The following is a 26,518-nucleotide window of genomic DNA, read 5'->3' as shown; positions in this document are numbered from 1 at the left end:
TCAAAAATAGCTTAAATCACAGCAATATTGACCTTAATTATTTATTAAGGACAATAAATATAAACAGATAAAACTTATATTTCAACTAAAGACAGGGTATTAAAAAACGAATAAACGAGTTTCAACACAAATAAATAACATCAATCGATATTTATATACAAGTGTTCGCATTGAATATCATGTTTATTGTCCGAGAGAGGATCAACAAAACGTAATCGCTGCGCCAAGAGTTGTAGTGGCTTGGTAAAATCATCCGGCCCTTTAGGTAATAATGTCGGATAAAAGCGATCATTTAATAATGGCATACCAAGACTTTGCATATGCACCCGCAATTGGTGAGTTTTACCGGTAATAGGGCTTAAATGAAATAAACCAAACTCGCCTTTTATCGCAACCAAGCTTATCTCCGAGTGAGTATTTGTCATGCCTTCAACTATTTTCATGGTAAAACTGGGTTCGCTGCGTTGCATGCGATTTTTGACCGTCCAATGCTTTGGCAAAGTTAATTCGCCACTGGCATATTGTGCCAAAAGTTCAGGAGTGAGTTTGGCAATCGCTTGATAATCTTTACGGATCGCATCATCGATAAATAATTGGTGATAAATATGCCGCGTCTCTGGGCGAGTCGTCATCAGGATAACGCCTGCGGTTTCCCGGTCTAACCTATGGGCTGGAGCGATAGTGTCTATCCCAGTGCTTAAGCGTAATCTGTGCACTAGGCACTCATTCACGTAATCGCCGCTGGGGGTGACGGGTAAAAAATGCGGTTTGTAGGCCAAGATGAGGTTGTCATCTTGAAATAAAATCGGCGACTCGAAGGGGACTTTCGCTTCCACTGGGACTTCACGGTAGTAATATGCCCTCGCCGTCGGGCGATAGGCGGTATCTAATCCAATTAAGCTGCCGTCTTGCCAATGCACTTTGCCATCGAGGATGCGCTGACGCCAAACTGCTTCGCCAATATGGGCATAATGCTCGATCAAAAAAGAAAATACGGTTGGTTTATCAACCACTTCTAGGGGGAGAACCACAAAAGAAGGTTGGGCGGCACGGGCGGTTTGAGTCATAGAAACAACTAGCGGCGATAATGAGCCGCTATTTTAGCCTTGGTGTGGTTTTTCAGTCCACATGGGACTTGATAAGTTGCAATACAAAATCCATGGTTTTATGGCAGTCGGGCTGATTCACCAACACCAGCTTATCGCGGTTATACATGGGCAGCACTTCTAACCAACGTTGGCTCACCCAGGCCGCATCCTCTAAATGCACTTGGGAATACAACTCCAGTAAGTCAGGGTTTACCTCATAGAATTGTTCAAGGGCAGCACTGATCAGTTCGAACTCCCCTTCTATCGGCTCTTCTTGCCAATTTGGGCAAGGCAAAGTGCGGGACATCCACAGCTTATCTTTTGCTTGCGCCGCGGAGAGAATACTAACCCTTTGGCGCCCCTCTAAAACGATGCTGAGGGTATCATCTTCTAACTGATTAAAATCGATAATCTCGCACTGTGTCGCAGTCGGATAACAGGGCGGATTGCCGCTGGGCTTACTCGCCGCAAACGCTAAATCGTATTTGCCTTTTAACACATCCGCGACCATGCGCAATTGGCCCGGCTCGACTACGCGGACCTCAATCCTTCCCTGTGGCAGCAACAAGGCATCGCGCATAATTAACGCCATTTCTCGTGTTTGCATAGCAACCTCCTGCCCACTGATACAAGAATGTGCTCAAAAATCAGCCACACCTTATTAATTTAGAGTGTAGCAGGAGAAATAATTTCCTTCCTAAAGTCGCTGACGGTAAAAAGCATTTAGGCCGAGTTTACCCCTCTCACCCTACAGCGGCGCTAAGTGTACTGCGACATTGCCCTTTGCATACACTTCGGCAAATTCGTCAGCAAGCCGCTCGCTTAAGGCAACAGAACGGCGCCAATACTGCATCCGCTGCGCAGTATCCAGTTGTTTAAAGTCTTCACGGTCGGGCACCTTACCAAAAGGCAGTGACGCCACAAACTCCGCCGAAGGCGCCAGCACCAAGGCGTTATGGTAATTGGTGCGCGCTCGGCGCCAGGTCAAGGATTTATCGAACCATCCAGGGCTCATATGGGGATAAAAATGCGGGTACAGGGTCAATCCCATAATAGTATGGGATAAGGGCAAATCGAAGTGATAGTCGGTGATGCCGCCATCATAGTATTGCCCCGCGGGCGCGCCATCAATCCGTGAGACTGACGCAAGCACTAATGGAATAGATCCCGTTGCCAACATCACAGCATCCATATTGGCCTCGGTGAGCCTCGCCTGCTGGCTGGGTAAATCGTCAAGTTGCTTAAAAGGTGATGCTGCCACTTGCTGACTAAACACCACACGCTCGAAATGCCAGCCCAAGGTTTTGCGGCTAATGAGGTTGGTCGCAGCCGCCATCGCCAGCCCAGCCGCTAATGGCAATTTATGGCTAAGACGATTGATGTGTTTAGCGCGGCAGGCAATTAAGTGACTGTGAATAAAGGGATGATTGACTATCTCGCGACCACCCGTCTCGCCAAGAATTCCTTGGACTATGCCCTTCACCTGCTCGCTCACCTCATGCGGTGTCGGTATCGTTTCATACCGTTGGCCAATGTAGTAATCCTCTAAACGTGCGTAGGCTTGTAGTGGATCCTGCTGTGCTAAACAGGCTAAACGCCAGGCGCCAGAGGATGCCCCTAAGGTGTATAGCGGCGTTTGCCTATCTTTAAAAAATTCAGCAAAAAGATACTTATCAAGCCCCGCAATCCCTAACCATTTGGGTCCACCGGATGCCGCCAATAGTTGTGTAAAAGCATCTGGATGCAGACCTTGCTCCCTGATAATGTTAAAGGCCGTAGGACCTGCAAGAAAGCGTAATGCGGGCAAAACTTAACTCCTTAAAGTGCCTCAAACCTGAGGTTTACTGCCATTAAAACACAGCCGCCAAGCGCGATAAACCTTCAGCAAACCTAATGGATCTAGATGATTTTATTCACTTAGCCAATCATATGAGCTGTGGCGACATATTCGACTAGCTTTAAATGATTATCTAGAACAGTAAGCTCTGAGTTAGTTCTTTTCTGTCTAGATGTAACAATTGTTACAGTGATAACCTTCGCCCTATCGAATTGTTACTTTCGTTGGTTCAATGTTTTCGTTCCAGCTTAAGGTTAATCCACATTGAGAGGTTTTATGCGTCCAGCCGTTATCGCATTAGCAGTATCTTCAACTTTGGTTTTTCCTGTCGTACACGCAGAAGAACAGGCCAGCAACGTTGAGAAAATTGAAGTCGTCGGCTCGCGGATCGCTCTGCGCACCGCAACCGACAGCGTTGCCCCCGTCGATATCATTACCGCGGAGCAACTCGAATCCACAGGTATGACCGAAACCGCTAAGGCGCTGCAATTTGCCGCGCCAAGTTACAGTTTCCCCTTCTCATCGGTGACCGATGGCTCAGATGCGGTGCGTCCTGCCAGCTTACGCGGCCTGTCGCCAGACCACACGCTAGTACTGGTAAACGGTAAACGCCGCCATGGTTCGGCGCTGGTGCATTTAAGCGGCACTGTCGGCAAGGGCTCATCTAACGTCGATTTGAACGCAATCCCGATGACATCCATTAAACGCATTGAAATCCTGCGTGACGGCGCCTCGGCACAATACGGCTCAGATGCGATTGCCGGTGTTATCAACGTAGTCTTAAAAGACAACGACCAAGGCGGTAGCGTCTCGGCCCAAGCGGGCCAAACCTATCAGGGTGACGGTGAACAATGGCGCGTTGGCGTAAACCACGGGATGAGTTTTAACAACGACGGTTTTGTGAATATTGGCGTCGAAGCCCACCATAAAGACAGCACCAATCGCGCTGGCTTAGATCCACGTCAACAATATCCTAAGCTGCCAGACGGTTCGGCTGATCCGCGCGAAGCAACTTTCAACCGCAAGAGTCACCAAGTGGGCGACGCCGAATACGATAACTTAGGCTTATTTATCAACGCGGCGCAGCCTTTCTCAAACGACAGCAAACTCTATGCCTTTGGTGGCATTAGCCAGCGTGAAACCAAATCCGGTGCATTTTATCGCCGTGCGCTCGATGCCCGTAACTTGACCGAGCTTTATCCCGACGGCTTTTTACCGCAGATCAATCCTAAGATCATCGACTCATCATTCGTGTTGGGCTACGAGTTCAACCTCGGCGAGTGGAATATTGATACTTCAGCGGGCTATGGCGGAAACTCGTTCGAATACAACATTGTAAACACCCTAAACGCATCACTCGGCCCAGATAGCCCGACGGAATTCGATGCGGGCACCCTGTCCACCAGCGAAGCAAACCTGAACATCGATATCTCGCGCTACTATAACTTTGCCAATGACTCAGAGATCTTAGTGGCAACGGGTGTCTCTTGGCGCCAAAACGGTTATCAGATTGACGCAGGCGAACCGGGTTCTTACATCAATGGCGGTTATGATAACCGTGCAGCGGGCAGCCAAGGTTTTACCGGCTTTACACCTGAGTCAGAAGTCGATGAAACTCGCGACAATACTGGTGTTTATGTTGAGCTTGAAAACCAATTAACCACTGAGTTTTATTGGGCAGCGGCGCTACGTTACGAAAACTATTCTGACTTTGGCGGCAACACCAGTTGGAAGCTCGCGGGCCGTTACGACTTCACTGACCATTTAGCGCTGCGCGGCACAGTAAACACAGGCTTTAGAGCGCCGAGCGTACAACAGCTGTACTTCAGCAATATCTCGACCCTGTTCAATCCTGATCCGACTACGGGCCAGTTAGTGCCTATCGAATCAGGCACCTTCAACACCTTATCGCCAGTCACTAAGGCCCTAGGCATTAACGAACTCGACCCAGAGCTGTCGCAATCCTTCAGCTTAGGCTTGGTCTACACCAATGATACGGGTTTAGCGTTAACCTTGGATGCCTATCAGATTTCAATCGATGACAGGATTATCCTCTCAAGCTCAGTGACGCCAAACGACTCACCCGCAGTTGCCGCAGCGCTGGCCAATACCAATGCGGAATCGGCACGTTTCTTTATTAACGCCGTCGATACCCGTACTCGCGGCGTTGATCTAGTAGTGAGCCAAGATTTTGATATCGGCTCTTGGGGCGATTTACGCGCCAACTTGGCGTACGCCTATAACAAAACTGAAATCCAAGATATTCATTTCCCTGAAATTTTGGACGGACTCGGCCCTAAACTCTTCGATAATATCGAACAAACCCGCATGACCTCTGCGACGCCGCACAATACGGGTAACCTAGGTCTGACCCATGAATTAGGTGACTTTAAGACTAACATTCGCCTCAGCTATTTCGGTGATTACACTGTGGGTTACTCAACGGGTGATGTGAATTACAGCGACCAATGGGTGATGGATTTATCCGTACGCTACGCCGCAACCGATGCCTTAAGCTTCACCGCTGGCGTACAAAACTTGTTTGATGTGTATCCTGAAAAACGCCCAGATGACAATAACTTCAATGGTATTTTCGTCTATCCATTAACCAACACGCCGTTTGGATTTAATGGGGGTTACTACTTCCTCGAGGCTAAGTACACTTACTAAGCCGCAAACCATCAAAACAGGCCATTTATGGCCTGTTTTTTTATGTCTATCGCTTATGTTCTAACGGCGGTGAACTGATTATAATCTTTACAATTCACTCATTTACTTACGCCATATCGAGTACCCCATGATTGTCGATACCTTAGCTAATCGCCATATTTATCAATCACTCAGCCCACGCATTGCCACGGCATTAGCACATCTTGCCAGCACAGACTTTAGCCAACTGCCCGTTGGCAATTATCCCCTTGATGGCGAGGATATTTTCGTGATCGTCAATGATTACCACACCAAGCTACAATCGACGGAACCCTTTGAAGTACATAAAAAATACATCGATGTGCAGTATGTGGTCAGCGGCGAAGAAGAGTTTGGCTATCTACCATTGGCCGACCAAACACCCTCAAAACCTTATTTCGAAAAGCACGATTACGCCGAGTTCGATTACGAGTCGAATAAAGCCAACGCCTCCTACATTCAACTAAAGGCAGGCATGTTTGCGCTCTTTTTCCCTGGCGACATGCATATGCCCGGCACGAGTGATACACCGACAGCGGTGCGTAAAGTCGTGATAAAAGTGAAAATCTAAAATCTGAGTCAACAATGCCTAAGTTTTGACAGAAATAGCCGCTTAAGGCGCAGCGATATGCGCTTTGGCTATTTCCGAATCGGACGAAATATTGTTAAAATTGCCACAAATTTAAAGGAGAGTCCCTGAAATGCCTATGTACGTTGTCGGTCACAAAATCCCCGATTCTGATTCAATCTGTGGTGCTATCGCGTTAGCTTATCTAAAAAACCAAATCGGTGAAGAAGCCGTTGCCGCACGTTTAGGTGAGTTATCACCCGAAACCGCTTTTATTCTGGAGCGTTTTGGCTTTGAAGCGCCAGAATACAAAACCAGCTATGCTGGCGAGCAGGTCTACATTGTTGACCACTCTGAACTGACTCAAGCACCGGACGATATCGCCAAAGCGACCATCGTAGGGATTGTGGATCACCACAAATTAGGCGATCTGACCACTGATACGCCATTAGAGTGTTGGATCCGCCCAGTAGGTTGCAGCAACACGGTCATTAAGATGATGTACGACTTTTACCAAGTCGCCATTCCTAAAAATATCGCTGGCATTATGATGTGCGCCATCCTAAGCGACACTGTGATCTTCAAATCACCGACTTGCACCACAGCTGACATTCGCTGCGTTGAAGCCTTAGCCGAAATCGCAGGCATCGAAGACTTTAAAGCACTGGGCATGGAAATGTTCAAAGTAAAATCGGCAGTTGAAGGCACGCCAGCACGCGACCTCGTGATGCGCGACTTTAAAGACTTCAACATGAACGGTAACTTAGTGGGTATCGGCCAATTAGAAGTAATTGATCTGTCAGTATTTGATGCAATCAAAGCCGAACTAGAAGCCGATATTAAAGCACTGAAGGTTGAAGGTAACCGCCACAGCGTACTGTTACTGCTGACCGACATTATGAAAGAAGGCTCAGAACTGTTAGTGGTTTCTGACGATGCAGATCTGATTAACCGCGCCTACGGTAAAACTCCAGTTGATGGCAAAGTGTGGTTAGACGGTGTATTAAGCCGTAAGAAGCAAGTTGTACCACAACTGCAGGCCGCTTTCGCTTAAGCGACCATTAAGTCGTAATGCCTAAAAAGCCGAACTGAGTTCGGCTTTTTTGTGCCTTCGATATGCTCCATTCCATAAAATCAGTATGAAACTTTGCTCATAAAGCTACCCTAAATTTGGCAGTGCCGAGTAAGATAGGATGATTCATTCCTGCTCCCTGTTTTCATCATGCCAGAAGTCTTACAACACCTTATTACCGAAATGACCCCTTGGTTGCAGCAATACGGTTATCTGCTGCTGTTTATCGCTATTGCCGTCGAGGGATTTGGCATTCCAGCCCCAGGACAATCCTTACTCATTGTTGCCAGTTTACTGGCGGCTACGGGGCAAATGTCACTGTCATTAGTTTTGATCGTAGCCAGCGGTGCAGCCCTGTGTGGCAACACATTGGGTTATTTTATTGGTCGACGCTTTGGCGAGGTATTGCTGCGGAAAGGTTGGATAAAACCCAAACTAGAAGACAAAATTCATGATGTGATTGGCCAGTATGGCATTGCGGCCTTAGTGCTCAGCCGTTTTGTCGAAGGGCTTAAGCAATTTATGTTTATAGGCTGTGGGCTGGCCAAGATGCCTTTTAAACAATTTGTGATGGGCAACCTACTCGCCACCAGCATTTGGGTGACTCTTTTTGGTCTAGGGCCAGTGTTAATCCGCGATGAAATCGCACCAATACTCGCGTTTTATCATCAACATAAATACCCTACATGGGCGATCGTTAGCCTGTTGCTAATCTCGTTACTGCTGCTAAGTTGGCGTAAATGGCAAATGAAAAATCAATAAAGTGCGCACTTCCATATGCTCATTTTACCGCCGAGATTGTGCTAACCCAATTGTAGAAATAAGTTACTCATTCTCAACTTTAGGTCGAGGTGGCGTTTCCTCTAGCGGTTGATGCTCATTCGCTGGATTAGCCTGTGGCGATTCTTCCTTTACACCTTCCCGCGGTGGCAATTCCAAGGTTGATTCTGTCTTTATCGGTACTGGAGGCTCTGGTTGCTGTGATGGTTTTTCAGCTTCAGCAACAGGTTCAACAATAACCACAGGCTCGTCTGGAGTACTCGTTTGGCCACTGGTGGTATTTGTGGCTTCAGGCTCTGGCGCAAGGGTGGCTAAATCTTCATTCGCAGGGCTTTCAACCGCATGTTTAGGCAATTGATTTCGATATAAATCAATCATACCCATCACCTCGGACAGCGCCTTAGCGTGATCCGACGTTAAGATCCCATTATGCCCAGAGACAATTTCATCGGACACAGCCAGCACCCAAACCGCCTGCATATTGGCATCGGGACAGGTCTGCACACTGCGCCTTGCCTGTAAGCGGGCTCGAATTTTCCAGCCCGAATGCGGCAACGTCATCATACAACCGGGAAGCTGATCGTGAGCCATTAATGCTGAAGGCATTTTCATCGGCGTAGCACAGTTACCGCCTGAACATTTATCGATATCATGGGTTATAGCCCAAGAGTTACCCAGTGCCCGTTCGCCATCTTTTATGTAATTAAACGCCTCTTTTACCGCAAAATCGCCCTTAGATTGCAACACCACCATACTCGGTTTTTGCCTATCTAAGCTCATCAAAGTATCGAGCGGCTTAAAATCCTGCGCTGGCGCTGCTGGGTTTAACAGTAAGAATAGATTCGGGTTATCTTGCTCAGTATCGATAGCCGCCTTAATTCTATCTTTGCTGGCGTGCAACACGACTAAGCCACCAAGACTATGACCGATAACGGTATAACGCAGTAACTGATGCTCAGCGACCAATCCATCCAATCTATCCAGTAACTGCGATAAACCCGTTTGCCCTATGCGTTTTGCTACGGCTTTACGCTGCAAAATAGTCGGGAAATCCAATGGTTCAATCCAACTAGTAGCATCATCCGAACCATCGAGCCAGAAAGGATCGTACTTATCTCCCCGCCAGCCGATGTATAAGCCGAGCAAGTTTCGTTGAGAATCAGAGGCAGCCATTTGCTGATAAAACTGTTCGAAAGCGACAAAATTTTCATCCTTGGGATTGGCACTGTGGTGCCAGCCATGGACAAAAATCAGCAACTCAGGCGCAGTGCCATTATTGGGTTGTAAAATCCGCGCCTTAAGCGCTTGCCATTGTCCATCATTGTGGGGCAGGCCTTGATCGTTAAATTCAATCACATGCAGATTTTGCTTGGCAGTATCAGGGCCGGGCATGTGGTAGGCTTGGTCGGGAATAAAAGGAAGCAAAATACCGAGGGACAACAACATTAAAAACAGTAACTTGTACTGAGTAAACTTCTTAAGGCTCATTTATGACAACTAAATTGTGGCCAGACTAGGCCAATAAAGACACGCTGCTGGGGATAACAGCAAATTGGCCAAATTATACGCTAACCCCTGATTCCCAGCTAGAGCGGAAATAACCTTTTATCACAGTGCTCACATCAATCTTAGCGCCATGTGTCTGGCAATTTCACTTGGCTCCAAAGATCGGCGCACAATGGCGCGGTGTGCTGCCACTGACCACTCCCTATCCATTTCACTAAAGCATCACCGACTTGCGGATAGGCAATGGGATTTGGCGATGCGGCCTTAAGCCAACGCTTAACCGCGCTGATATCTAAGCTCATCATACTGTCACCCGCGCCCAATAATTGTAGCGCTGCCACATTCGATAGCTGCTCGAATTGACCAATCAGCGGCTTGACCAACAACTTTTTACCTAAGGTTAGCGCCTCACTCGCCAGCTCAAATCCCGCATTGCCGATGACACCACCGCAGCTCGCTAAATGCTGTTTAAATCCATCACGATTAAACCCATACCATTGAATATGATCGGCAAGTGGTGCTTTAGGCTGCTTGGCGTGATACACCAAAAACTGATAATCCGTAAAAGGCTTAAAAAAATCGGCAATCACATCCGCCTCTTCGAAGGGTAAATACACCAATATTTGATGGGTATGTTCAATAGGGCTGACATCCACTTCGACAAAGGGAGGCAAGATCGGAAAACCAAAATGATGCCAATGGCATCCTAAAGCCACATCTACCGGTGCAAAGTAGTTGAGTAGTAACTCATTCAACCAAGTACTTCCCAATTTAGGCACAGGATGAGTCAATGCAGCTTGGTGGCTTATCCCAATCGAGGGGACTCCCTGGCGCCTCGCCGCCCATGCGGATACGGGTTCAAAATCATTTAGAACGAGGTCATAGCAACTCAGATCCAGCGCTTGAATATCCTTAAGCAACGATAAGGAACAATTCTGCTTCACCGTTTGCGTGATATTGACTCGCCCTGAGTGCGTAGCAAAAGTCATCCCTGCTTGGACGCGGTAATCCCCAAAACACTCCATATCGAAAAAATCTTCAGGCTTGCGCCCCGAAAACAAAAAGTCGACTTGAATATTGTGCTCAACTAAGGCCTTTGCCATCACTCGAGCACGACTTAAATGACCATTCCCTGTGCCTTGAACTCCGTAGAGTATTCGCATTGCTTATCCTTTAACTGTGAATGAAAGAGTGGTGAATCAAGGAGGTATCCAACGAATGAGTGCCTGATTGTGTTAAATCACGGGATGCACAAGCAAAACAGCCCCCGTACCTAACAGAACACCGGCGACAATATCTGAGGGGTAATGCACCCCAAGCGCAATACGTGAGGCACCAATACAGAGCGCCCATACGTAAGCAAAAGGCGCAGCCACGGGATACACCTGCGCCACACTTGTGGCCATCACAAAGGCGGCCGCCGTGTGTCCCGAAGGTAGGCTAAAACGATCTGAGGGTTCAAAGCCGCTTTCAAACCCAACCAAGGCATGACAGGGTCGAGTACGGCGAATGCTATTTTTGAGTAATATGTACAACGGCAATTCAATCAAAAAACTCGCCAACAGCAGATTGAACAGGTTCTGCCCTTGGGAGTGTGTCAGCATCAACCCAACAGAGAGATACAGATACACATGCCCATCACCAGTTGCCGATATCCGCTTCGCCCAAGCATAAACACCGTGACGTTGGCTCAAATCCACAATGCGGTAAAACATGCGCTTATCTAAGTCTGCAATGTAACTCAACATAAAACAGGCTCCTTGCTGGCATGCCAGCGAGTATCATGGCGATGTTAATGAGTGCATTCTCTCGACAGCTGTTAGCGTCTGCATGTGTTAACGCCCTGTCAGACGACTATTTCACGATAGAACCCCACGCTAAACCTACGACAACTTAAACAGAGATGGCTTAAGTGCTCAGTGTTAAGGTGAGACTAAGAAATACCGATGACGGTAAAGTGACATCAGGCCTAAAGTTTTATGACATATGTGGCGAAAATGGCGAGGAATGAAGCTATCAATTGGAGCAAGAGGGAAAACGTACGGGGAGAATACAGTGCTGCCCAGTTGCTATGAACGGGCAGCACTGTCAGAAAACCTTCAAGCGACAGCTTGTTCCAGCGCTTTAGCGCGGTAAATTTTCGTCAAATGGTAAATATTGATACAGGCAACAAAGGCGTTCATCCCCGCAACAGGCCAAGCTGAAATAAATACGCCATAGATAACAAACAAGGTACAACCGACAAAGTTTAACCATCTTAACCAGATGATATTCTTCATCATAAGTGAAATTGCCACCATTACTGAGGCAAAATAACCAATAATTTCAATCGTGTTTACAGCTTCCATAGGCACCTCTCGAAGGCCCTCTACCGTCCATAAGCGTAACGGGGGGTCCTTGCCCCTAAAGCAAATTAAGTTAAGTAAGTTAATTTAAACTTGGGATATAATACCAAAACGCGCAACAGAGTTGTAATAAAAAACCGTTATTTAATGACCGATATCAAGTTTTGAGGATAAACACCTGTTAAGTGACGAAAGTTTACAACATAAGTGTTAACGTCCAAGTGCAACAATACCGTGATTGATAACACTTTTCTTTTCAGGAATCCCTTTTATACTGGCGTAAACTCGCTAAACTGTACGCAACGCGGATCAATAGGAGTGTAAATATGGAATACAACACCTCAGAACTATGTGACATGTACTTAGATGTCGTAGATGTAGTCGAGCCCATGTTCAGTAACTACGGTGGTTGTAGCTCTTTTGGCGGTTCTATCAGCACCATTAAGTGCTTTGAAGACAACGGCCTAATCACCGAGGTCTTACAAGAAGATGGCCAAGGTAAAGTCTTGCTGGTTGACGGTGGTGGTTCATTACGCCGCGCCCTGATCGATGCATCTATCGCAGAAATCGCAGTCAACAACAACTGGGAAGGCATTATCGTTTACGGTTCAGTACGCGATGTGGATGCGCTGGAAGAATTAGACATCGGCATTCAAGCCCTTGCTTCAATTCCTGTGGGCGCCGATGGCAATTCAGTGGGTGAAGTCGATATCCCGGTCAACTTTGGCGGCGTGACCTTCCTCCCAGGCGATCATATCTATGCCGATAACACTGGCGTCATTCTATCGCCAGAACCACTCGATATTGAGTAATGCTAAATAACATCGAAAGAAAGCCAGCTAAGCTGGCTTTTTTGTTGGCTGATACCATTAAGTACCATTGAATATTCGTCCTTGGGTACGCCACAATATCCCAGTCCCTACCCGATAAGAATACTAATCTATGTCTGAATTTATCCCATTTACCCAAGCCGATATCGCCAATCTCGTTAGCCCGCGAGTCGGTGAGACCAAAATAGGCCAATGCGTACACTTGGCTAACCATGAACATCCATTAGAAACGATACTCACCACCGCTAAAGCCCATGGTGCTCAATTTGCCATTGTCGGAGTGGGTGAAGATATCGGCCCACGGGCTAACCTAGGCAGAGGCGGTGCCACCGACGCCTTTACCACCAGCATGCGCCAGTGGTTGAATTTACAGTCGAATCGTTTTCTTTCGGGCGCCGAATGCCTGATTTTAGGGCAAGTTCATACGGCGGATCTGCAATTACAGGCACAGGATGGCGAAGGCGCGAGCCTAACCCATCTACGCCAAGCAGTTGAGCGGCTCGATGAACGAGTGATTAAACTAGTCAGCGCCATACAAGCGGCAGGGCTTGAACCCATAGTGATTGGTGGCGGCCACAACAATGCCTATGGCCTGTTAATGGCGACCTCGGCCCATTATCAACGCCAAGTTGCCGCAGTGAATTTAGATCCGCACAGTGATTTTCGCCTGCTCGAAGGGCGTCACAGCGGTAATGGCTTTAGTTACGCCGCCAATCGCGGTGCGCTGGGGTATTACCATGTGCTCGGTTTGCACGAGCTCAAAAACAGCGAGGCCAATTTACAACAACTCACCGAGTTTGGTGGCACTTGGCATAGTCTGCAACAAATTTGGATTCGCCGAGAGATTAGCCTGACGCAGGCGCTACAGGATATTGCTAACAAACTTAACCAAACCTCGCTCCCAGTAGCGTTAGAGTTGGATGTCGATGCCATCGCCAAAATGCCGAGCAGTGCCTCCACAGCTGCGGGAATTCCCCTACTCGATGCCGCCCACTACATTAGCTATATCGCCAGCCGATGTCCCTGTGCTTATTTACATTTAGCCGAAGCCGCCCCAAGCTGTCATGAGGCCGGCATAGAGGCGGGCTTTAGGGACGTGGGTCAAAGTATCAGCGAGTTAATTTATGCCTATGTACAAGCAAGATGCCAATTTTTAGCCCGATAGCCTCGTTTGCTTGTGTCCTTACGGGCGCGAAGCTATTCACCAAATCCTGATATTGTGGTCTAATGCCAGTCCATTTTATCGGGTCGGCACACTAAACACTGGCAAAAGCCAAACTCTTTAAGCTAACGCCTTGAGGAGAGTTTACTAGCTCGATCACAGAGTGATAGATCAAAGATTCAGCAAATGCAGGCGATGGCTTACACTCGCCACTAATACTTTGCAAAACAATAGGAATACATTGATGTCTGAGGGTGAATCTAAAAATACCCACTTTGGTTATAAAACCGTAGAGGCGGATAAAAAGGCCGATCTCGTTGCTGGCGTGTTCCATTCGGTTGCCGCCAAGTACGATATCATGAATGACGTTATGTCCTTCGGTATTCACCGTTTTTGGAAACGCTACACCATTGAAGTATCTGGCGCTCGTCCGGGTATGAAGGTGCTTGACCTTGCCGGTGGTACGGGCGATTTAACCGCTAAATTCTCTCACTTAGTGGGCGATAAAGGCGAAGTGGTTTTAGCTGATATCAACGATTCTATGCTAAAAGTGGGCCGCACTAAGCTACGAGACAAAGGCATTGTTAACAATGTCAGCTACGTGCAAGCCAATGCCGAAGCACTGCCCTTCCCCGATAATCACTTCGATATCATCACCATAGCCTTTGGTCTGCGTAACGTAACAGACAAAGACGCAGCGCTTCGTTCTATGAACCGCGTACTTAAGCCAGGTGGTAAGTTATTGGTATTAGAGTTTTCTAAGCCCCAGCATGAAATCATGCGTAAAGTGTATGATTTATATAGCTTCAAAGTCTTACCAAAGATGGGTGAACTCATTACTAAAGACGCTGACAGCTATGAGTACTTGGCCGAATCCATTCGGATGCATCCAGATCAAGACACTCTTAAGCAAATGATGGTGGATGCGGGCTTTGAACAGGTCGATTACACCAATATGACCGATGGCATTGTCGCCCTGCACCGTGGTTATAAATTCTAATGATGCCGCAAGAAGTGGTGTTACTTGCCTGCGCCGCTATTGAGATGGGTCTGAAACAACTTCAGACCCAAGCGGGCGACGCCTATGCGCGCCAGCGCCAGCTACATGGCAAAGTATTTCGTATTCAATTAACGCAACTCAACTGGCCAATTTACTTGGTCTTTGCCAAAGAAATCCAAGTACTGAGTCGCTATGAAGGTGATGTCGATGTCAGTCTGCACGCTGATGCAACGACACTTTATCGCGTGTCAGAAGGTGCCAACCTGACTGAACTTATCAAGCAAGATAAGCTCAAGCTCGAAGGCGATCTGAACTTATTACAAAGCTTTAGCCAATATCTACGTAGCATAGAGTTTGATTTTGCCGAACCCATTTCGCGTTATTTGGGTGACGGCCCCACTCACAAGCTCATCAGTACAAGCCATCAGGCAAAAGGTTTGGCACTTGAAGTATTGCGTAAAACCCGCTCCCATTTGGGGCAACTCGCTATCGAAGAGTATCGGCTTGCGCCCCATCGGATTGAGCTTATTCATTTGTGCGATCAAATAAATGACTTAGTTACCGACACTCGCGCGCTCGAACAACGGATTGCCCAATTAAGAGACTCAATTAAGCCATGACCCTTGCCAGTATCCGCCGCGGTTATCATGTGATTAAGACCCTATTGCAATATGGGTTAGATGATGTTTTACCGCCAAAGATGACCCCTTGGTACTTTAAACTCGCCCGCAATAGTCTGTTTTGGATCCGTAATAAACACAAAGGTAAATCCGGTGGCGAGCGCTTAAAGCTAGCAATGCAAGAGCTTGGCCCTGTGTATATCAAGCTAGGGCAAATGCTCTCCACCCGCCGTGACTTACTGAGTGATGAATGGGCGACAGAGCTTGCCATGTTGCAGGATAAAGTCCCTCCCTTCGATGGCGCACTCGCCCGACTCGCGATAGAAGCTGAGCTTAAAGCACCAATCGAGACCTTCTTTGATGACTTTAATGAAACGCCATTAGCCTCGGCCTCGATTTCCCAAGTGCATACCGCCACGCTTAAATCCAATGGCAAGGCCGTGGTATTAAAAGTGCTGCGCCCGAACGTAGAAACTAAAATCCAGGCTGATCTCCTGCTGATGTCGCAAACGGCGAAGGTCATCGATTATCTTCTTGGCGAAGGTAACCGACTACGCCCAGCCGAGGTAATTGAAGATTACCGCGTCACCATTTTAGGGGAGCTCAACCTTAAGCTTGAGGCCCTCAATGCCATTAAGCTACGTAATAACTTCCTCGACTCAGACGCGCTCTATATTCCTTATGTATATGAAGAGTTTTGTTATCCACGTTTGATGGTGATGGAACGGATTTACGGTATTCCAGTATCGGATATCGCTGCACTTAAGGCACAAGGCACAAACTTTAAACTGCTAGCCGAACGGGGCGTAGAGCTATTTTTCACCCAAGTGTTCCGCGATAACTTTTTCCACGCGGATATGCATCCGGGAAATATTTTTATCTCCCGCGAACATCCCGAAAATCCTTACTACATCGGCCTTGATTGCGGCATTATGGGCACGCTCAGCGAGGTCGATAAGCGCTATCTCGCGGAAAACTTCCTCGCGTTTTTCAATCGTGATTATCACCGCATCGCACAGCTGTATATTGAGTCGGGCTGGGTGTCGGAAAAAACCGATCTGCAAGCTTTTGAACAAGCCATCAAGGTCGTGTGTGAACCCATGTTTAACAAGCCCTTAGATGAAATATCCTTTGGGCATGTGTTGTTAGAGCTGTTCCGTACCGCACGGCATTTTGATATCGTCGTGCAGCCTCAGCTCGTGCTGCTCGAAAAGACTTTGCTGTATATTGAAGGTTTAGGCCGTCAGCTCTATCCGCAGCTGGATCTCTGGCAGACCGCTAAACCCTTTTTAGAGCAGTGGATGGCCGAGCAAGTGGGACCTAAAGCCATGTTTAAAAAGGTATCCACAAAACTGCCATATTGGTCTGATAAACTTCCGGAATTCCCTGAACTAATTTATGACAACCTTAAATTAGGCAGGAAATTGCTGAGTTCTCAGCAACAAATGCTAGATAAGTATCTGAAATACCAGCAGCAAGCACATAAGAGTAATTACTTACTCATCACTTCTGCAATTTTATTGATCTGTGGCACGTTATTGTTCAACCAAGACGCTACACTGTTGAGCCCTTACGTGTGCCTGATTTCAGGTACGGTACTGTGGATTATCGGATGGCGATCTAGGCCAAAGAATCGTAAATTTTAGCTAGCACTAATTAATCAGAGGTTCATAATAGAACCGATATCAATTAAGAGGATACCTTCATGGGTGGCATTAGTATTTGGCAACTTCTTATCATCGCGTTAATCGTTGTCTTATTGTTTGGAACTAAGAAATTACGCTCTTTGGGTGGTGACTTAGGTGGTGCTGTTAAGGGCTTCAAAAACGCCATGTCTTCAGAAGAAGATAAAAAGGCGCTAGAAGACACTGAAGCGGCAAAACCAGTGCAAACTGCACAAACCGCACAACCAACTCAACAGGCGACTGAAAAGAAACCTGAGTCTCACAAAGAACAGGCGTAACTCTTTATGTTTGACGGTATCGGCTTTATGGAGCTGCTGCTGATCGGTGTTCTGGGGCTGGTCGTTCTTGGCCCCGAACGTCTACCGGTTGCAGTACGTTCAGTAACCAGTTGGATCCGCGCGATGAAACGCATGGCCAACTCAGTCAAAGAAGAACTTGAGCAAGAGCTAAAGATCGAGCAGTTGCACGCCGACCTCAAAAAAGCGGAGAGCAAAGGTTTATCTAACCTCTCTCCCGAGCTGCAAGAGTCAATCGATCAATTGAAGCAAGCCGCGCAGTCAGTGAATCGTCCTTACCAAGTGCAAGATATTCCCAGTGCACAGGAAAACCAGATCCACAATCCTGCAAGCCAAACGGTTTCTACCGAGGCGAGTCCAACTTCGGCTTCCTCCGCCCCACATAGTGAGTCCATTCAGGGCGAGGATACCCGTTCTAACCCGAAAGCTAACGGATAATTCATGTCGCAACAGCAGCCACTTATCAGCCATTTGCTTGAACTTAGGTCCAAGCTGCTTAAATCCATTGCCAGTGTATTGATTGTATTTATTTGTAGTGTGTATTGGGCAAATGATATTTACCATTACATGGCAATCCCTTTAATGCAGTCTTTGCCCTTAGGTGGCAGTATGATTGCGACCGATGTGGCCGCACCTTTCTTCGCCCCTTTTAAACTGACATTAGTTCTGTCATTTTTTGTGGCCGTACCCTATGTGCTCTTTCAAATTTGGTCCTTCGTAGCACCGGGTTTGTATAAGCATGAAAAACGCTTAGTTATGCCGCTACTTTTTAGCAGCACAGTGCTATTTTATTTAGGTATAGCCTTCGCTTATTACGTTGTATTCCCAGTTGTATTTGGCTTTTTTGCCAACACGGCTCCAGAGGGAGTACAAGTTGCAACCGATATCAGCAGCTATCTTGATTTTGTACTGAAATTATTTTTTGCATTCGGCTTATCCTTTGAGATCCCGATTGCCGTTGTTTTACTCTGCTGGGCCGGTGTGACAACACCTGAAGATCTCAAGCAAAAACGCCCCTATATTATTGTCGGCGCATTCGTGGTGGGTATGCTGCTCACACCACCTGATGTTATTTCCCAAACTATGCTTGCCGTGCCAATGCTGTTATTGTTCGAAGGCGGATTATTTGCAGCTCGTTTTTACAGTAAACCTGATGACGAGACCGACGAAGAACAACCAACGAATGACTAATGCCTCAATCGGCATTAGAGGAAAATAATAATAAGGAAACTGGGATGCGTTTAACTCTACTGACTGGTGCAGTGTTACTGGTATCTGCACAGGCTAATGCCGGTATTGAGCAGCAATTAACTCAATGTGCAGGGATAACAGACAAGCTCGAGCGCTTGGTATGCTATGACAACCTCGCAGCAAGCATTCAAGTCACCACAGTGACCAATAACACCACGGCACCGATAGCTGTCGCCCCCGTTGTCACTCCCGCAGCGGCCCCTGCAGCTGTGGCGACTGCAGCTCCTGTTGCTGCCGCCGCGACCAATGTCGAAGATAATTTCGGTATGGAAGTTAAACGTGTCCAAGAGAATACGACTGACAAAATTTATCTCGATGTGGAGTCAATAGCAGAAGATGCCTACGGTGCTTTAAAAATTACCTTTACCAATGGCCAAGTTTGGAAACAAACCGAAAACCGTAAATTCAATCTCAAAGTCGGTGAAAAAGTATTTATCGAAAAAGCAGCGCTTAGCTCTTTCTTAATGGGCACAGAAAGTCGTAATGCTAAGGTGAGGGTAAAACGCCTAAAATAATGTCATCTTATATAGATATCGCTGTCAACTTGCTTGGCAGCGCACTCGAACCAGACATAGCGCAAATCATACAAGCGGCGGCGGACCAAGGGGTTTCGCCGTTAATTGTTATTGGCAGTGATTTAAGTGAAAGCGCGGCAGCCATTCAATTATGCCAAAACTACCCTAACCAGCTTTATTGCACCGCAGGCGTGCATCCCCACCATGCTAGCGAATGGCAAACTGATTCCAAACAAATTCACGCAAATTTATGTGAAGCACCACAGGTTGTTGCTGTAGGCGAGTGCGGGCTAGACTATAATAGGGACTTTTCCCCCCGTCCGGCCCAGCGCCAAGCATTTATCGCCCAATTAGAACAGGCGATTGACCTTCAAAAACCCGTTCTGATGCATGAGCGAGATGCCCATAGTGATTTTTTAAGCATCGTTAGTGAGTACCGCCCACATCTTCGCGGCGCTTTATTGCACTGCTTTACTGGCAGCCAAGCACAAATGGAAGCTTATATCGATCTCGATTTACACCTAGGAATTACAGGTTGGGTTTGTGATGAAAGACGCGGCCAAGAATTAGCAGCGCTAGTGCCATTTATTCCAAAAGATCGCTTATTGATCGAAACAGATAGTCCTTATCTGCTGCCGCGTAGCATGCGTCCTAAGCCTAAATCCAGTAAAAATAAACCCGAATATTTGCCTTATATTGCTCGGTATATTGCCAATCTACGCGGAGAAGATCCGGCTGAATTTGCAAAACAATGCTATCAAAATAGCCTAGCGTTTTTTAATTTGAGTCAACAGAATGGCTAAATTAAGTTGCTTATTGGTTTTGCTTATCAGCATGCTCATATCATCTGGTAGCTTCGCAAGCATAATCAACATCAATGAACACACTCCGACGCCGCTCAGTCTAACACCTTGGCTAATGGTGACTCATCCCCATTCTGAAAGTCAGTTAGCGGACATTGAAGCACTTCCCAAGGCACAATGGCATAAGTTTACCAGTAAAGATATTCAACGTCTTAGCCTGCATAATTTTTGGCTGTCAGTTAATCTTAGTAGTAACAACGAAAGCCTTTCACGCATTCTTGCCTTAGATAATCCCTTATTAGATAAAGTAACTATTTACCATCTTGTAGATAACCAACTCGTCAACACAACGTATATGGGAGATACACTTCCCTATAAACAGCGTCCACTGCTGAGTAATATTTTTCTATACCCTTTTAAAATTAACACCAATGAACAACATACCTTTTATATACATATTGAAACGGAAGGCAATGCGGCCGTTCCTTTAAATTTGTGGTCGGCCAACGATTTGGCGCAAATAGCGGAATCAACAGCTGTCGAACATGGATTTCAGCTTGGGGTACTCGCCGCCATAGGTATCTTCAGTCTATTTATCGCGTTAGCTTCTGGTTCATTCAGTTACAGCTATTACTCCGGCTACGTCCTTAGCATGACTCTCTTAGTTGCTACGATTAATGGTTTCGCATTCCGCTTCCTCTGGCCTAATTGGCCAACATTGCAGCAACTGATGGTTCCTGTGCTACTCCCTTTAGTTATGGCTTTCGCCTTAATGTTTACCGAAAAAATTTTACAATTAAAATACTATAATCGCCGCATGCTATTGATGTGCCGTTATAGTGCCGTTTATATCCTTTTAATCTGTTTATTAGTCCCCTTTTTGCGTTATGGCACTGTACTTTACATTGAGATTATCTCGGTTGTCGTGCTCAGTATCATTATGATGATACTCGCAATTATTCAAGCCGCTAGAGGGCAAAAATTAGCCAAACTTTATACTGTTGGCTGGGTGAGTATGCTGACGGGTGCGTGCCTGAGTAGCTTACTGTATTTAGGCGTTATCGAGCTGAATATCAAACCTCAGACACCTGTAATGCTGGGGTTAACCTTTGAAATCATCTTTATGTCACTCGTGCTTGCTATCCGCTATAACGACGAACGTAAAGCCAAACAACGCATTCAACAAGAAGCACTAAAACAAGCACAAAAAATTCGTAGCGCACGTGAAGATGCATTAAAAGTAGAAGCAGAAACTAACGAAAGACTGGAACAAATGGTGCAAGAGCGCACTTTGGAACTTGAAATTACCCTGCGCGAATTGCATGAAGTTAATCAAAAGCTCACAGAACAAAGCACTATAGACAGCTTAACGGGGGCTAAAAACCGCAGTGCCTTCGATAAACGCCTATTAGCAGAAAGCCGTATAAGTCGTCGTCAAGAAACGCCAATAGCACTATTAATGATCGATATAGATCGATTTAAATCTATCAATGATCAATTTGGCCATTTAGCAGGTGATCAGGCCCTAAAACTTATCACGAAGACATTGCAGCAGCATTTAAAACGACCAACGGATCTAGTATCACGTTTTGGTGGAGAAGAGTTTGCTATTATTCTCCCCAATACCAACGCGGATGGTGCGCTTCAAGTCGCTGAAAATATAAGAGATGCAGTGGCTAGTATCGGCCTTGAATGGGAAGGAAAACCCATACCACTCACCGTCAGTATCGGCGTGAGTGCCGACGTAATCTTGAATGAACAACACAGTACCGAATTATTAGAGCAGGCAGATAAAGCCCTCTATCAAGCAAAAAATAGCGGACGCAATCAAGTGAAATTGTATGCGCCAGCGCAAACAGAACCTAATTAGGAGTCTAATGTGAATATCATTACCAGTGCCTTCCCACAGCGCAGAATGCGCCGCATGCGCAAACATGATTTTAGCCGTCGCCTGATGGCAGAGAATCACCTAACAGTGAATGACCTAATCTATCCTATGTTTGTGCTCGAAGGCAGTAATCGCAGCGAAAAAGTCGCTTCAATGCCAGGTGTGGAGCGTTATTCGATCGACTTACTGCTCAAAGAAGCAGAAGAACTTGTTGAATTAGGCATCCCCTTAATTGCCCTCTTTCCTGTCACGCCAGCAGAGAAAAAGTCTCTTATGGCAGAAGAAGCTTACAATGCTGACGCACTAGTGCAACGTGCTGTACGTGAACTCAAAAAGGCCTTCCCACAACTTGGCATTATGACAGACGTGGCTCTAGATCCTTTCACGACCCATGGTCAAGACGGCATTATTGATGAAACAGGCTATATCCTGAATGACATCACTACAGAAATTTTAGTTAAACAAGCCTTGTCCCATGCCGAAGCGGGCGCTGATATTGTTGCGCCATCGGATATGATGGATGGCCGCATCGGCGCGATCCGTCAAGCACTGGAAGCAGCTGGCCATGTTAATACCCAGATCATGGCCTATTCAGCCAAATACTCTTCGAGCTACTATGGCCCATTCCGTGATGCAGTTGGCTCAGCAGGCAACCTAAAAGGTGGCAATAAGCATAGCTATCAAATGGATCCAGCTAACAGTGATGAAGCACTACACGAAGTGGCGCTCGATATCCAAGAAGGTGCTGATATGGTGATGGTAAAACCAGGTATGCCATATCTCGACATCGTTCATCGTGTTAAAACTGAGTTAGCTGTTCCTACTTTTGCTTACCAAGTGAGTGGTGAATATGCCATGCACATGGCCGCGATCCAAAATGGCTGGTTAGCTGAAAAGGCTATCGTCATGGAATCGCTACTATGCTTCAAACGTGCCGGTGCCGATGGCATTCTTACCTACTTCGCCAAACGTGCAGCACAGTGGCTAAAAGAAGCTAAATAATCGGGTTTAAAAACCAATGCCAAGCATAAAGGGCAGCCAAACGCTGCCCTTTTTATTAGCTCGAAGAAAGCCTTTGAAACTATTGCTCTGTCGGTCAAATCGATATGTAGGTAATAACTATCGTCATCGCAGAAGCGAATAAAAGGAAGTATGAATAGGAAGTAGTAATAGAGAGAATGAAATTACAAATGCCTAAAACAAAAAAGCCAGCTATTCAGCTGGCTTCATTGTTTAATTAGGCGCTTGGCGATGACCTACTCTCACATGGGGAGACCCCACACTACCATCGGCGCGATTGCGTTTCACTTCTGAGTTCGGGATGGGATCAGGTGGGACCACAATGCTATTGTCACCAAGCAAATTTGGTATCTACTCCCCATCTTATGTGGGCAGTAAATGAATTTGGAAAGCTGTTTGAGTTCACAAGTACATGGAGGTACTTGATGTCATAAATGCAGGAGCATTTTATGACCACTTCTTAAGTGTTTGTATTCGTCTAAGTGCTACTTAGCAAAACCCATCTGGGTTGTATGGTTAAGCCTCTCGAGTCATTAGTATCAGTTAGCTCAACGCCTCACAACGCTTACACACCTGACCTATCAACGTCCTAGTCTCGAACGGCTCTTTAGTGGACTTAAAGTCCAAGGGATGACTCATCTTGGGGCTCGCTTCCCGCTTAGATGCTTTCAGCGGTTATCGATTCCGAACATAGCTACCGGGCAATGCCATTGGCATGACAACCCGAACACCAGCGGTTCGTTCACTCCGGTCCTCTCGTACTAGGAGCAACTCCCCTCAATCATCCAACGCCCACGGCAGATAGGGACCGAACTGTCTCACGACGTTCTGAACCCAGCTCGCGTACCACTTTAAATGGCGAACAGCCATACCCTTGGGACCGACTTCAGCCCCAGGATGTGATGAGCCGACATCGAGGTGCCAAACACCGCCGTCGATATGAACTCTTGGGCGGTATCAGCCTGTTATCCCCGGAGTACCTTTTATCCGTTGAGCGATGGCCCTTCCATTCAGAACCACCGGATCACTATGACCTACTTTCGTACCTGCTCGACGTGTCTGTCTCGCAGTTAAGCTGGCTTATGCCATTGCACTAACCGTACGATGTCCGACCGTACTTAGCCAACCTTCGTGCTCCTCCGTTACTCTTTGGGAGGAGACCGCCCCAGTCAAACTACCCACCAGGCACTGTCCTTACCCCAGATAATGGGGCCAAGTTAGAACATCAACACTACAAGGGTGGTATTTCAAGGACGACTCCATCAGAACTAGCGTTCCAACTTCAAAGTCTCCCACCTATCCTACACATGTAGGGTCAATGTTCAGTGCCAAGCTATAGTAAAGGTTCACGGGGTCTTTCCGTCTAGCCGCGGGTATACGGCATCTTCACCGCAATTTCAACTTCACTGAGTCTCGGCTGGAGACAGCGTGGCCATCATTACGCCATTCGTGCAGGTCGGAACTTACCCGACAAGGAATTTCGCTACCTTAGGACCGTTATAGTTACGGCCGCCGTTTACCGGGGCTTCGATCATGAGCTTCTCTTGCGATAACCCAATCAATTAACCTTCCGGCACCGGGCAGGCGTCACACCGTATACTTCCTCTTGCGAGTTTGCACAGTGCTGTGTTTTTGATAAACAGTTGCAGCCACCTGGTATCTGCGACTCCCGTCAGCTTAGAGAGCAAGTCTCATCACCAACAAGAGCGTACCTTCTCCCGAAGTTACGGTACCATTTTGCCTAGTTCCTTCAGCCGAGTTCTCTCAAGCGCCTTGGTATTCTCTACCCGACCACCTGTGTCGGTTTGGGGTACGATTCCCGCTAACCTGAAGCTTAGAAGATTTTCCTGGAAGCATGGCATCAACTACTTCATCCCCTTGGGGACTCGTCATCAGCTCTCAGTGTATAGTGACCCGGATTTGCCTAAGTCACCCACCTACCACCTTAAACGCGGACTACCAACGCCGCGCTAGCCTAGCCTTCTCCGTCTCTCCATCGCAGTTAGCGGAAGTACAGAAATATTAATCTGTTTCCCATCGATTACGCCTTTCGGCCTCACCTTAGGGGTCGACTCACCCTGCCCCGATTAACGTTGGACAGGAACCCTTGGTCTTTCGGCGAGGGGGTTTTTCACCCCCTTTATCGTTACTCATGTCAGCATTCGCACTTCTGATACCTCCAGTGTGGGTTACCCCTTCACCTTCAACGGCTTACAGAACGCTCCTCTACCGCGCAACTCTAATGAATTGCACCCGTAGCTTCGGTGGTATGTTTAGCCCCGTTACATCTTCCGCGCAGGCCGACTCGACTAGTGAGCTATTACGCTTTCTTTAAATGATGGCTGCTTCTAAGCCAACATCCTAGCTGTCTAAGCCTTCCCACATCGTTTCCCACTTAACATACACTTTGGGACCTTAGCTGACGGTCTGGGTTGTTTCCCTTTTGACGACGGACGTTAGCACCCGCCGTCTGTCTCCCGAGTAGTACTCATTGGTATTCGGAGTTTGCAAAGGGTTGGTAAGTCGGGATGACCCCCTAGCCTTAACAGTGCTCTACCCCCAATGGTATTCGCTCGAGGCGCTACCTAAATAGCTTTCGAGGAGAACCAGATATCTCCCGGTTTGATTGGCCTTTCACCCCCAGCCACAAGTCATCCGCTAATTTTTCAACATTAGTCGGTTCGGTCCTCCAGTTGATGTTACTCAACCTTCAACCTGCCCATGGCTAGATCACCGGGTTTCGGGTCTACGCCTTGCAACTAAACGCGCAGTTAACACTCGGTTTCCCTACGGCTCCGCTATTCGCTTAACCTCGCTACAAAACGTAAGTCGCTGACCCATTATACAAAAGGTACGCAGTCACGGTCTCAAGTACCGCTCCCACTGCTTGTACGTATACGGTTTCAGGTTCTATTTCACTCCCCTCACAGGGGTTCTTTTCGCCTTTCCCTCACGGTACTGGTTCACTATCGGTCAGTCAGGAGTATTTAGCCTTGGAGGATGGTCCCCCCATATTCAAACAGGATATCACGTGTCCCGCCTTACTCGTTTTCATCAAAGGTTAGTTTTCGTGTACGGGGCTATCACCCTGTGCCGCTGGACTTTCCAGACCATTCCACTAACACCCCTCTGACTTAAGGGCTAATCCCCGTTCGCTCGCCGCTACTAGGGGAATCTCGGTTGATTTCTTTTCCTAAGGGTACTTAGATGTTTCAGTTCCCCTCGTTTGCCTCATGTAGCTATGTATTCACCACATGATGACCGCTTATGCGGCCGGGTTCCCCCATTCGGACATCGTTAGCTCAAATGCTTGTTACTAGCTCGCCAACGCTTTTCGCAAGTTACTACGTCCTTCATCGCCTCTGACTGCCAAGGCATCCACCGTATACGCTTAGTCGCTTAACCATACAACCCAAATAGGTTTCACTTACGTGAGCCACTTGCGCTGTTGCGACCAGCTGGTTTTACTTGTCTCATCTTCGACCAAGAAGATGGACTCGCCTTAGACTTGAATATTCAAGACACTTAACAAGTGTTTTAAGAACTCAATTTTTTTCGTATTAA

At 47.1% G+C, this 26,518-nt stretch carries 23 protein-coding genes and 2 rRNA genes; 16 read left to right on the top strand and 9 right to left on the bottom strand.

Features of this window, described 5'->3' with window-relative positions; all coding sequences use genetic code 11:
* Positions 1-140: 140 nt before the first annotated feature.
* The 3 genes from JM642_RS02560 to JM642_RS02550 form a co-directional block, all read right to left on the bottom strand.
* A complete protein-coding gene (locus JM642_RS02560) occupies positions 141-1,067 on the bottom strand; it encodes a pseudouridine synthase (RefSeq protein ID WP_203432636.1) in 927 nt (308 codons plus the stop codon).
* 52 nt (positions 1,068-1,119) lie between these two features.
* Positions 1,120-1,695, bottom strand: coding sequence for an LON peptidase substrate-binding domain-containing protein (locus JM642_RS02555; RefSeq protein ID WP_203432634.1), 576 nt, complete (start codon positions 1,693-1,695; stop codon positions 1,120-1,122).
* A 141-nt stretch (positions 1,696-1,836) separates the two neighbouring features.
* Entirely contained in the window at positions 1,837-2,895 is a 1,059-nt protein-coding gene (locus JM642_RS02550) for an alpha/beta hydrolase (RefSeq protein ID WP_203432632.1), read from the bottom strand.
* Positions 2,896-3,201: 306 nt separating this feature from the next.
* Here JM642_RS02550 and JM642_RS02545 point away from each other — a divergent pair, with 306 nt between their 5' ends.
* The 4 genes from JM642_RS02545 to JM642_RS02530 all read left to right on the top strand — a co-directional run bounded on the left by JM642_RS02545 (position 3,202) and on the right by JM642_RS02530 (position 8,015).
* On the top strand, positions 3,202-5,595 hold the full coding sequence (locus JM642_RS02545; protein ID WP_203432630.1) for a TonB-dependent receptor: 2,394 nt from the start codon (positions 3,202-3,204) through the stop codon (positions 5,593-5,595).
* Between the two features lie 127 nt (positions 5,596-5,722).
* Entirely contained in the window at positions 5,723-6,184 is a 462-nt protein-coding gene (locus tag JM642_RS02540; RefSeq protein ID WP_203432628.1) for a YhcH/YjgK/YiaL family protein, read from the top strand.
* Between the two features lie 130 nt (positions 6,185-6,314).
* Positions 6,315-7,235, top strand: a complete 921-nt coding sequence (locus tag JM642_RS02535; protein WP_037422680.1) for a manganese-dependent inorganic pyrophosphatase — start codon at positions 6,315-6,317, stop codon at positions 7,233-7,235.
* Between the two features lie 168 nt (positions 7,236-7,403).
* Positions 7,404-8,015, top strand: a complete 612-nt coding sequence (locus JM642_RS02530) for a DedA family protein (protein WP_037422677.1) — start codon at positions 7,404-7,406, stop codon at positions 8,013-8,015.
* A gap of 63 nt (positions 8,016-8,078) precedes the next feature.
* Here the strand turns inward: JM642_RS02530 and JM642_RS02525 are convergent, their stop codons facing one another.
* The 4 genes from JM642_RS02525 to JM642_RS02510 form a co-directional block, all read right to left on the bottom strand.
* Entirely contained in the window at positions 8,079-9,521 is a 1,443-nt protein-coding gene (locus JM642_RS02525; RefSeq protein ID WP_203432617.1) for a thioesterase, read from the bottom strand.
* A gap of 140 nt (positions 9,522-9,661) precedes the next feature.
* On the bottom strand, positions 9,662-10,702 hold the full coding sequence (locus JM642_RS02520; RefSeq protein ID WP_037422672.1) for an MJ1255/VC2487 family glycosyltransferase: 1,041 nt from the start codon (positions 10,700-10,702) through the stop codon (positions 9,662-9,664).
* A gap of 72 nt (positions 10,703-10,774) precedes the next feature.
* Complete coding sequence (locus JM642_RS02515) at positions 10,775-11,287, bottom strand: phosphatase PAP2 family protein (protein ID WP_037422669.1); 513 nt, start codon at positions 11,285-11,287, stop codon at positions 10,775-10,777.
* 351 nt (positions 11,288-11,638) lie between these two features.
* The gene (locus JM642_RS02510; protein WP_011073879.1) at positions 11,639-11,887 is read right to left on the bottom strand and encodes a YgjV family protein; all 249 of its coding nucleotides are present in this window, start codon (positions 11,885-11,887) and stop codon (positions 11,639-11,641) included.
* Positions 11,888-12,210: 323 nt separating this feature from the next.
* On the opposite strand from JM642_RS02510, the gene rraA reads away from it, so the two are divergent.
* The 12 genes from rraA to hemB all read left to right on the top strand — a co-directional run bounded on the left by rraA (position 12,211) and on the right by hemB (position 22,936).
* Positions 12,211-12,696 carry a ribonuclease E activity regulator RraA gene (gene rraA / locus JM642_RS02505; protein WP_037422666.1) on the top strand — a complete coding sequence of 162 codons (486 nt, stop codon included), beginning with the start codon at positions 12,211-12,213 and terminating at the stop codon, positions 12,694-12,696.
* 130 nt (positions 12,697-12,826) lie between these two features.
* The gene (locus JM642_RS02500; protein WP_203432616.1) at positions 12,827-13,879 is read left to right on the top strand and encodes a formimidoylglutamase; all 1,053 of its coding nucleotides are present in this window, start codon (positions 12,827-12,829) and stop codon (positions 13,877-13,879) included.
* 241 nt (positions 13,880-14,120) lie between these two features.
* Positions 14,121-14,876, top strand: a complete 756-nt coding sequence (ubiE, locus tag JM642_RS02495) for a bifunctional demethylmenaquinone methyltransferase/2-methoxy-6-polyprenyl-1,4-benzoquinol methylase UbiE (protein ID WP_037422660.1) — start codon at positions 14,121-14,123, stop codon at positions 14,874-14,876.
* A complete protein-coding gene (locus JM642_RS02490) occupies positions 14,876-15,496 on the top strand; it encodes an SCP2 sterol-binding domain-containing protein (RefSeq protein ID WP_203432615.1) in 621 nt (206 codons plus the stop codon). Before ubiE ends, JM642_RS02490 begins: the two co-directional genes overlap by 1 nt.
* Positions 15,493-17,142, top strand: a complete 1,650-nt coding sequence (gene ubiB, locus JM642_RS02485) for a ubiquinone biosynthesis regulatory protein kinase UbiB (RefSeq protein WP_037422654.1) — start codon at positions 15,493-15,495, stop codon at positions 17,140-17,142. The genes JM642_RS02490 and ubiB overlap by 4 nt, the downstream gene beginning before the upstream one ends.
* Before the next feature lie 59 nt (positions 17,143-17,201).
* Positions 17,202-17,459: a Sec-independent protein translocase subunit TatA gene (tatA, locus tag JM642_RS02480; RefSeq protein WP_037422651.1), complete on the top strand. Its 258-nt coding sequence runs from the start codon at positions 17,202-17,204 to the stop codon at positions 17,457-17,459.
* Between the two features lie 6 nt (positions 17,460-17,465).
* Positions 17,466-17,915, top strand: a complete 450-nt coding sequence (gene tatB / locus JM642_RS02475) for a Sec-independent protein translocase protein TatB (protein ID WP_037422648.1) — start codon at positions 17,466-17,468, stop codon at positions 17,913-17,915.
* Positions 17,916-17,918: 3 nt separating this feature from the next.
* On the top strand, positions 17,919-18,668 hold the full coding sequence (gene tatC, locus JM642_RS02470; RefSeq protein ID WP_037422645.1) for a twin-arginine translocase subunit TatC: 750 nt from the start codon (positions 17,919-17,921) through the stop codon (positions 18,666-18,668).
* Positions 18,669-18,712: 44 nt separating this feature from the next.
* Entirely contained in the window at positions 18,713-19,243 is a 531-nt protein-coding gene (locus JM642_RS02465; protein WP_172588107.1) for a hypothetical protein, read from the top strand.
* Positions 19,243-20,046: a TatD family hydrolase gene (locus JM642_RS02460; protein WP_037430960.1), complete on the top strand. Its 804-nt coding sequence runs from the start codon at positions 19,243-19,245 to the stop codon at positions 20,044-20,046. Before JM642_RS02465 ends, JM642_RS02460 begins: the two co-directional genes overlap by 1 nt.
* Positions 20,039-21,916, top strand: coding sequence for a diguanylate cyclase (locus JM642_RS02455; RefSeq protein ID WP_203432614.1), 1,878 nt, complete (start codon positions 20,039-20,041; stop codon positions 21,914-21,916). The genes JM642_RS02460 and JM642_RS02455 overlap by 8 nt, the downstream gene beginning before the upstream one ends.
* A 9-nt stretch (positions 21,917-21,925) precedes the next feature.
* Positions 21,926-22,936, top strand: a complete 1,011-nt coding sequence (hemB, locus tag JM642_RS02450) for a porphobilinogen synthase (RefSeq protein WP_037422636.1) — start codon at positions 21,926-21,928, stop codon at positions 22,934-22,936.
* 241 nt (positions 22,937-23,177) lie between these two features.
* Here the strand turns inward: hemB and rrf are convergent.
* Together rrf and JM642_RS02440 are read right to left on the bottom strand one after the other, a co-directional pair.
* Positions 23,178-23,293 (bottom strand): 5S ribosomal RNA (gene rrf / locus JM642_RS02445).
* 173 nt (positions 23,294-23,466) lie between these two features.
* Positions 23,467-26,359: ribosomal RNA gene (locus tag JM642_RS02440) — 23S ribosomal RNA — on the bottom strand.
* Positions 26,360-26,518 lie beyond the last annotated feature (159 nt).

This window comes from Shewanella sp. LZH-2, assembly GCF_016859145.1.
Taxonomy (GTDB): Bacteria; Pseudomonadota; Gammaproteobacteria; order Enterobacterales; family Shewanellaceae; genus Shewanella; species Shewanella xiamenensis.
Note: the sequence above shows the minus strand (reverse complement) of the source record. Positions and strands in the feature narration are given on the sequence as shown.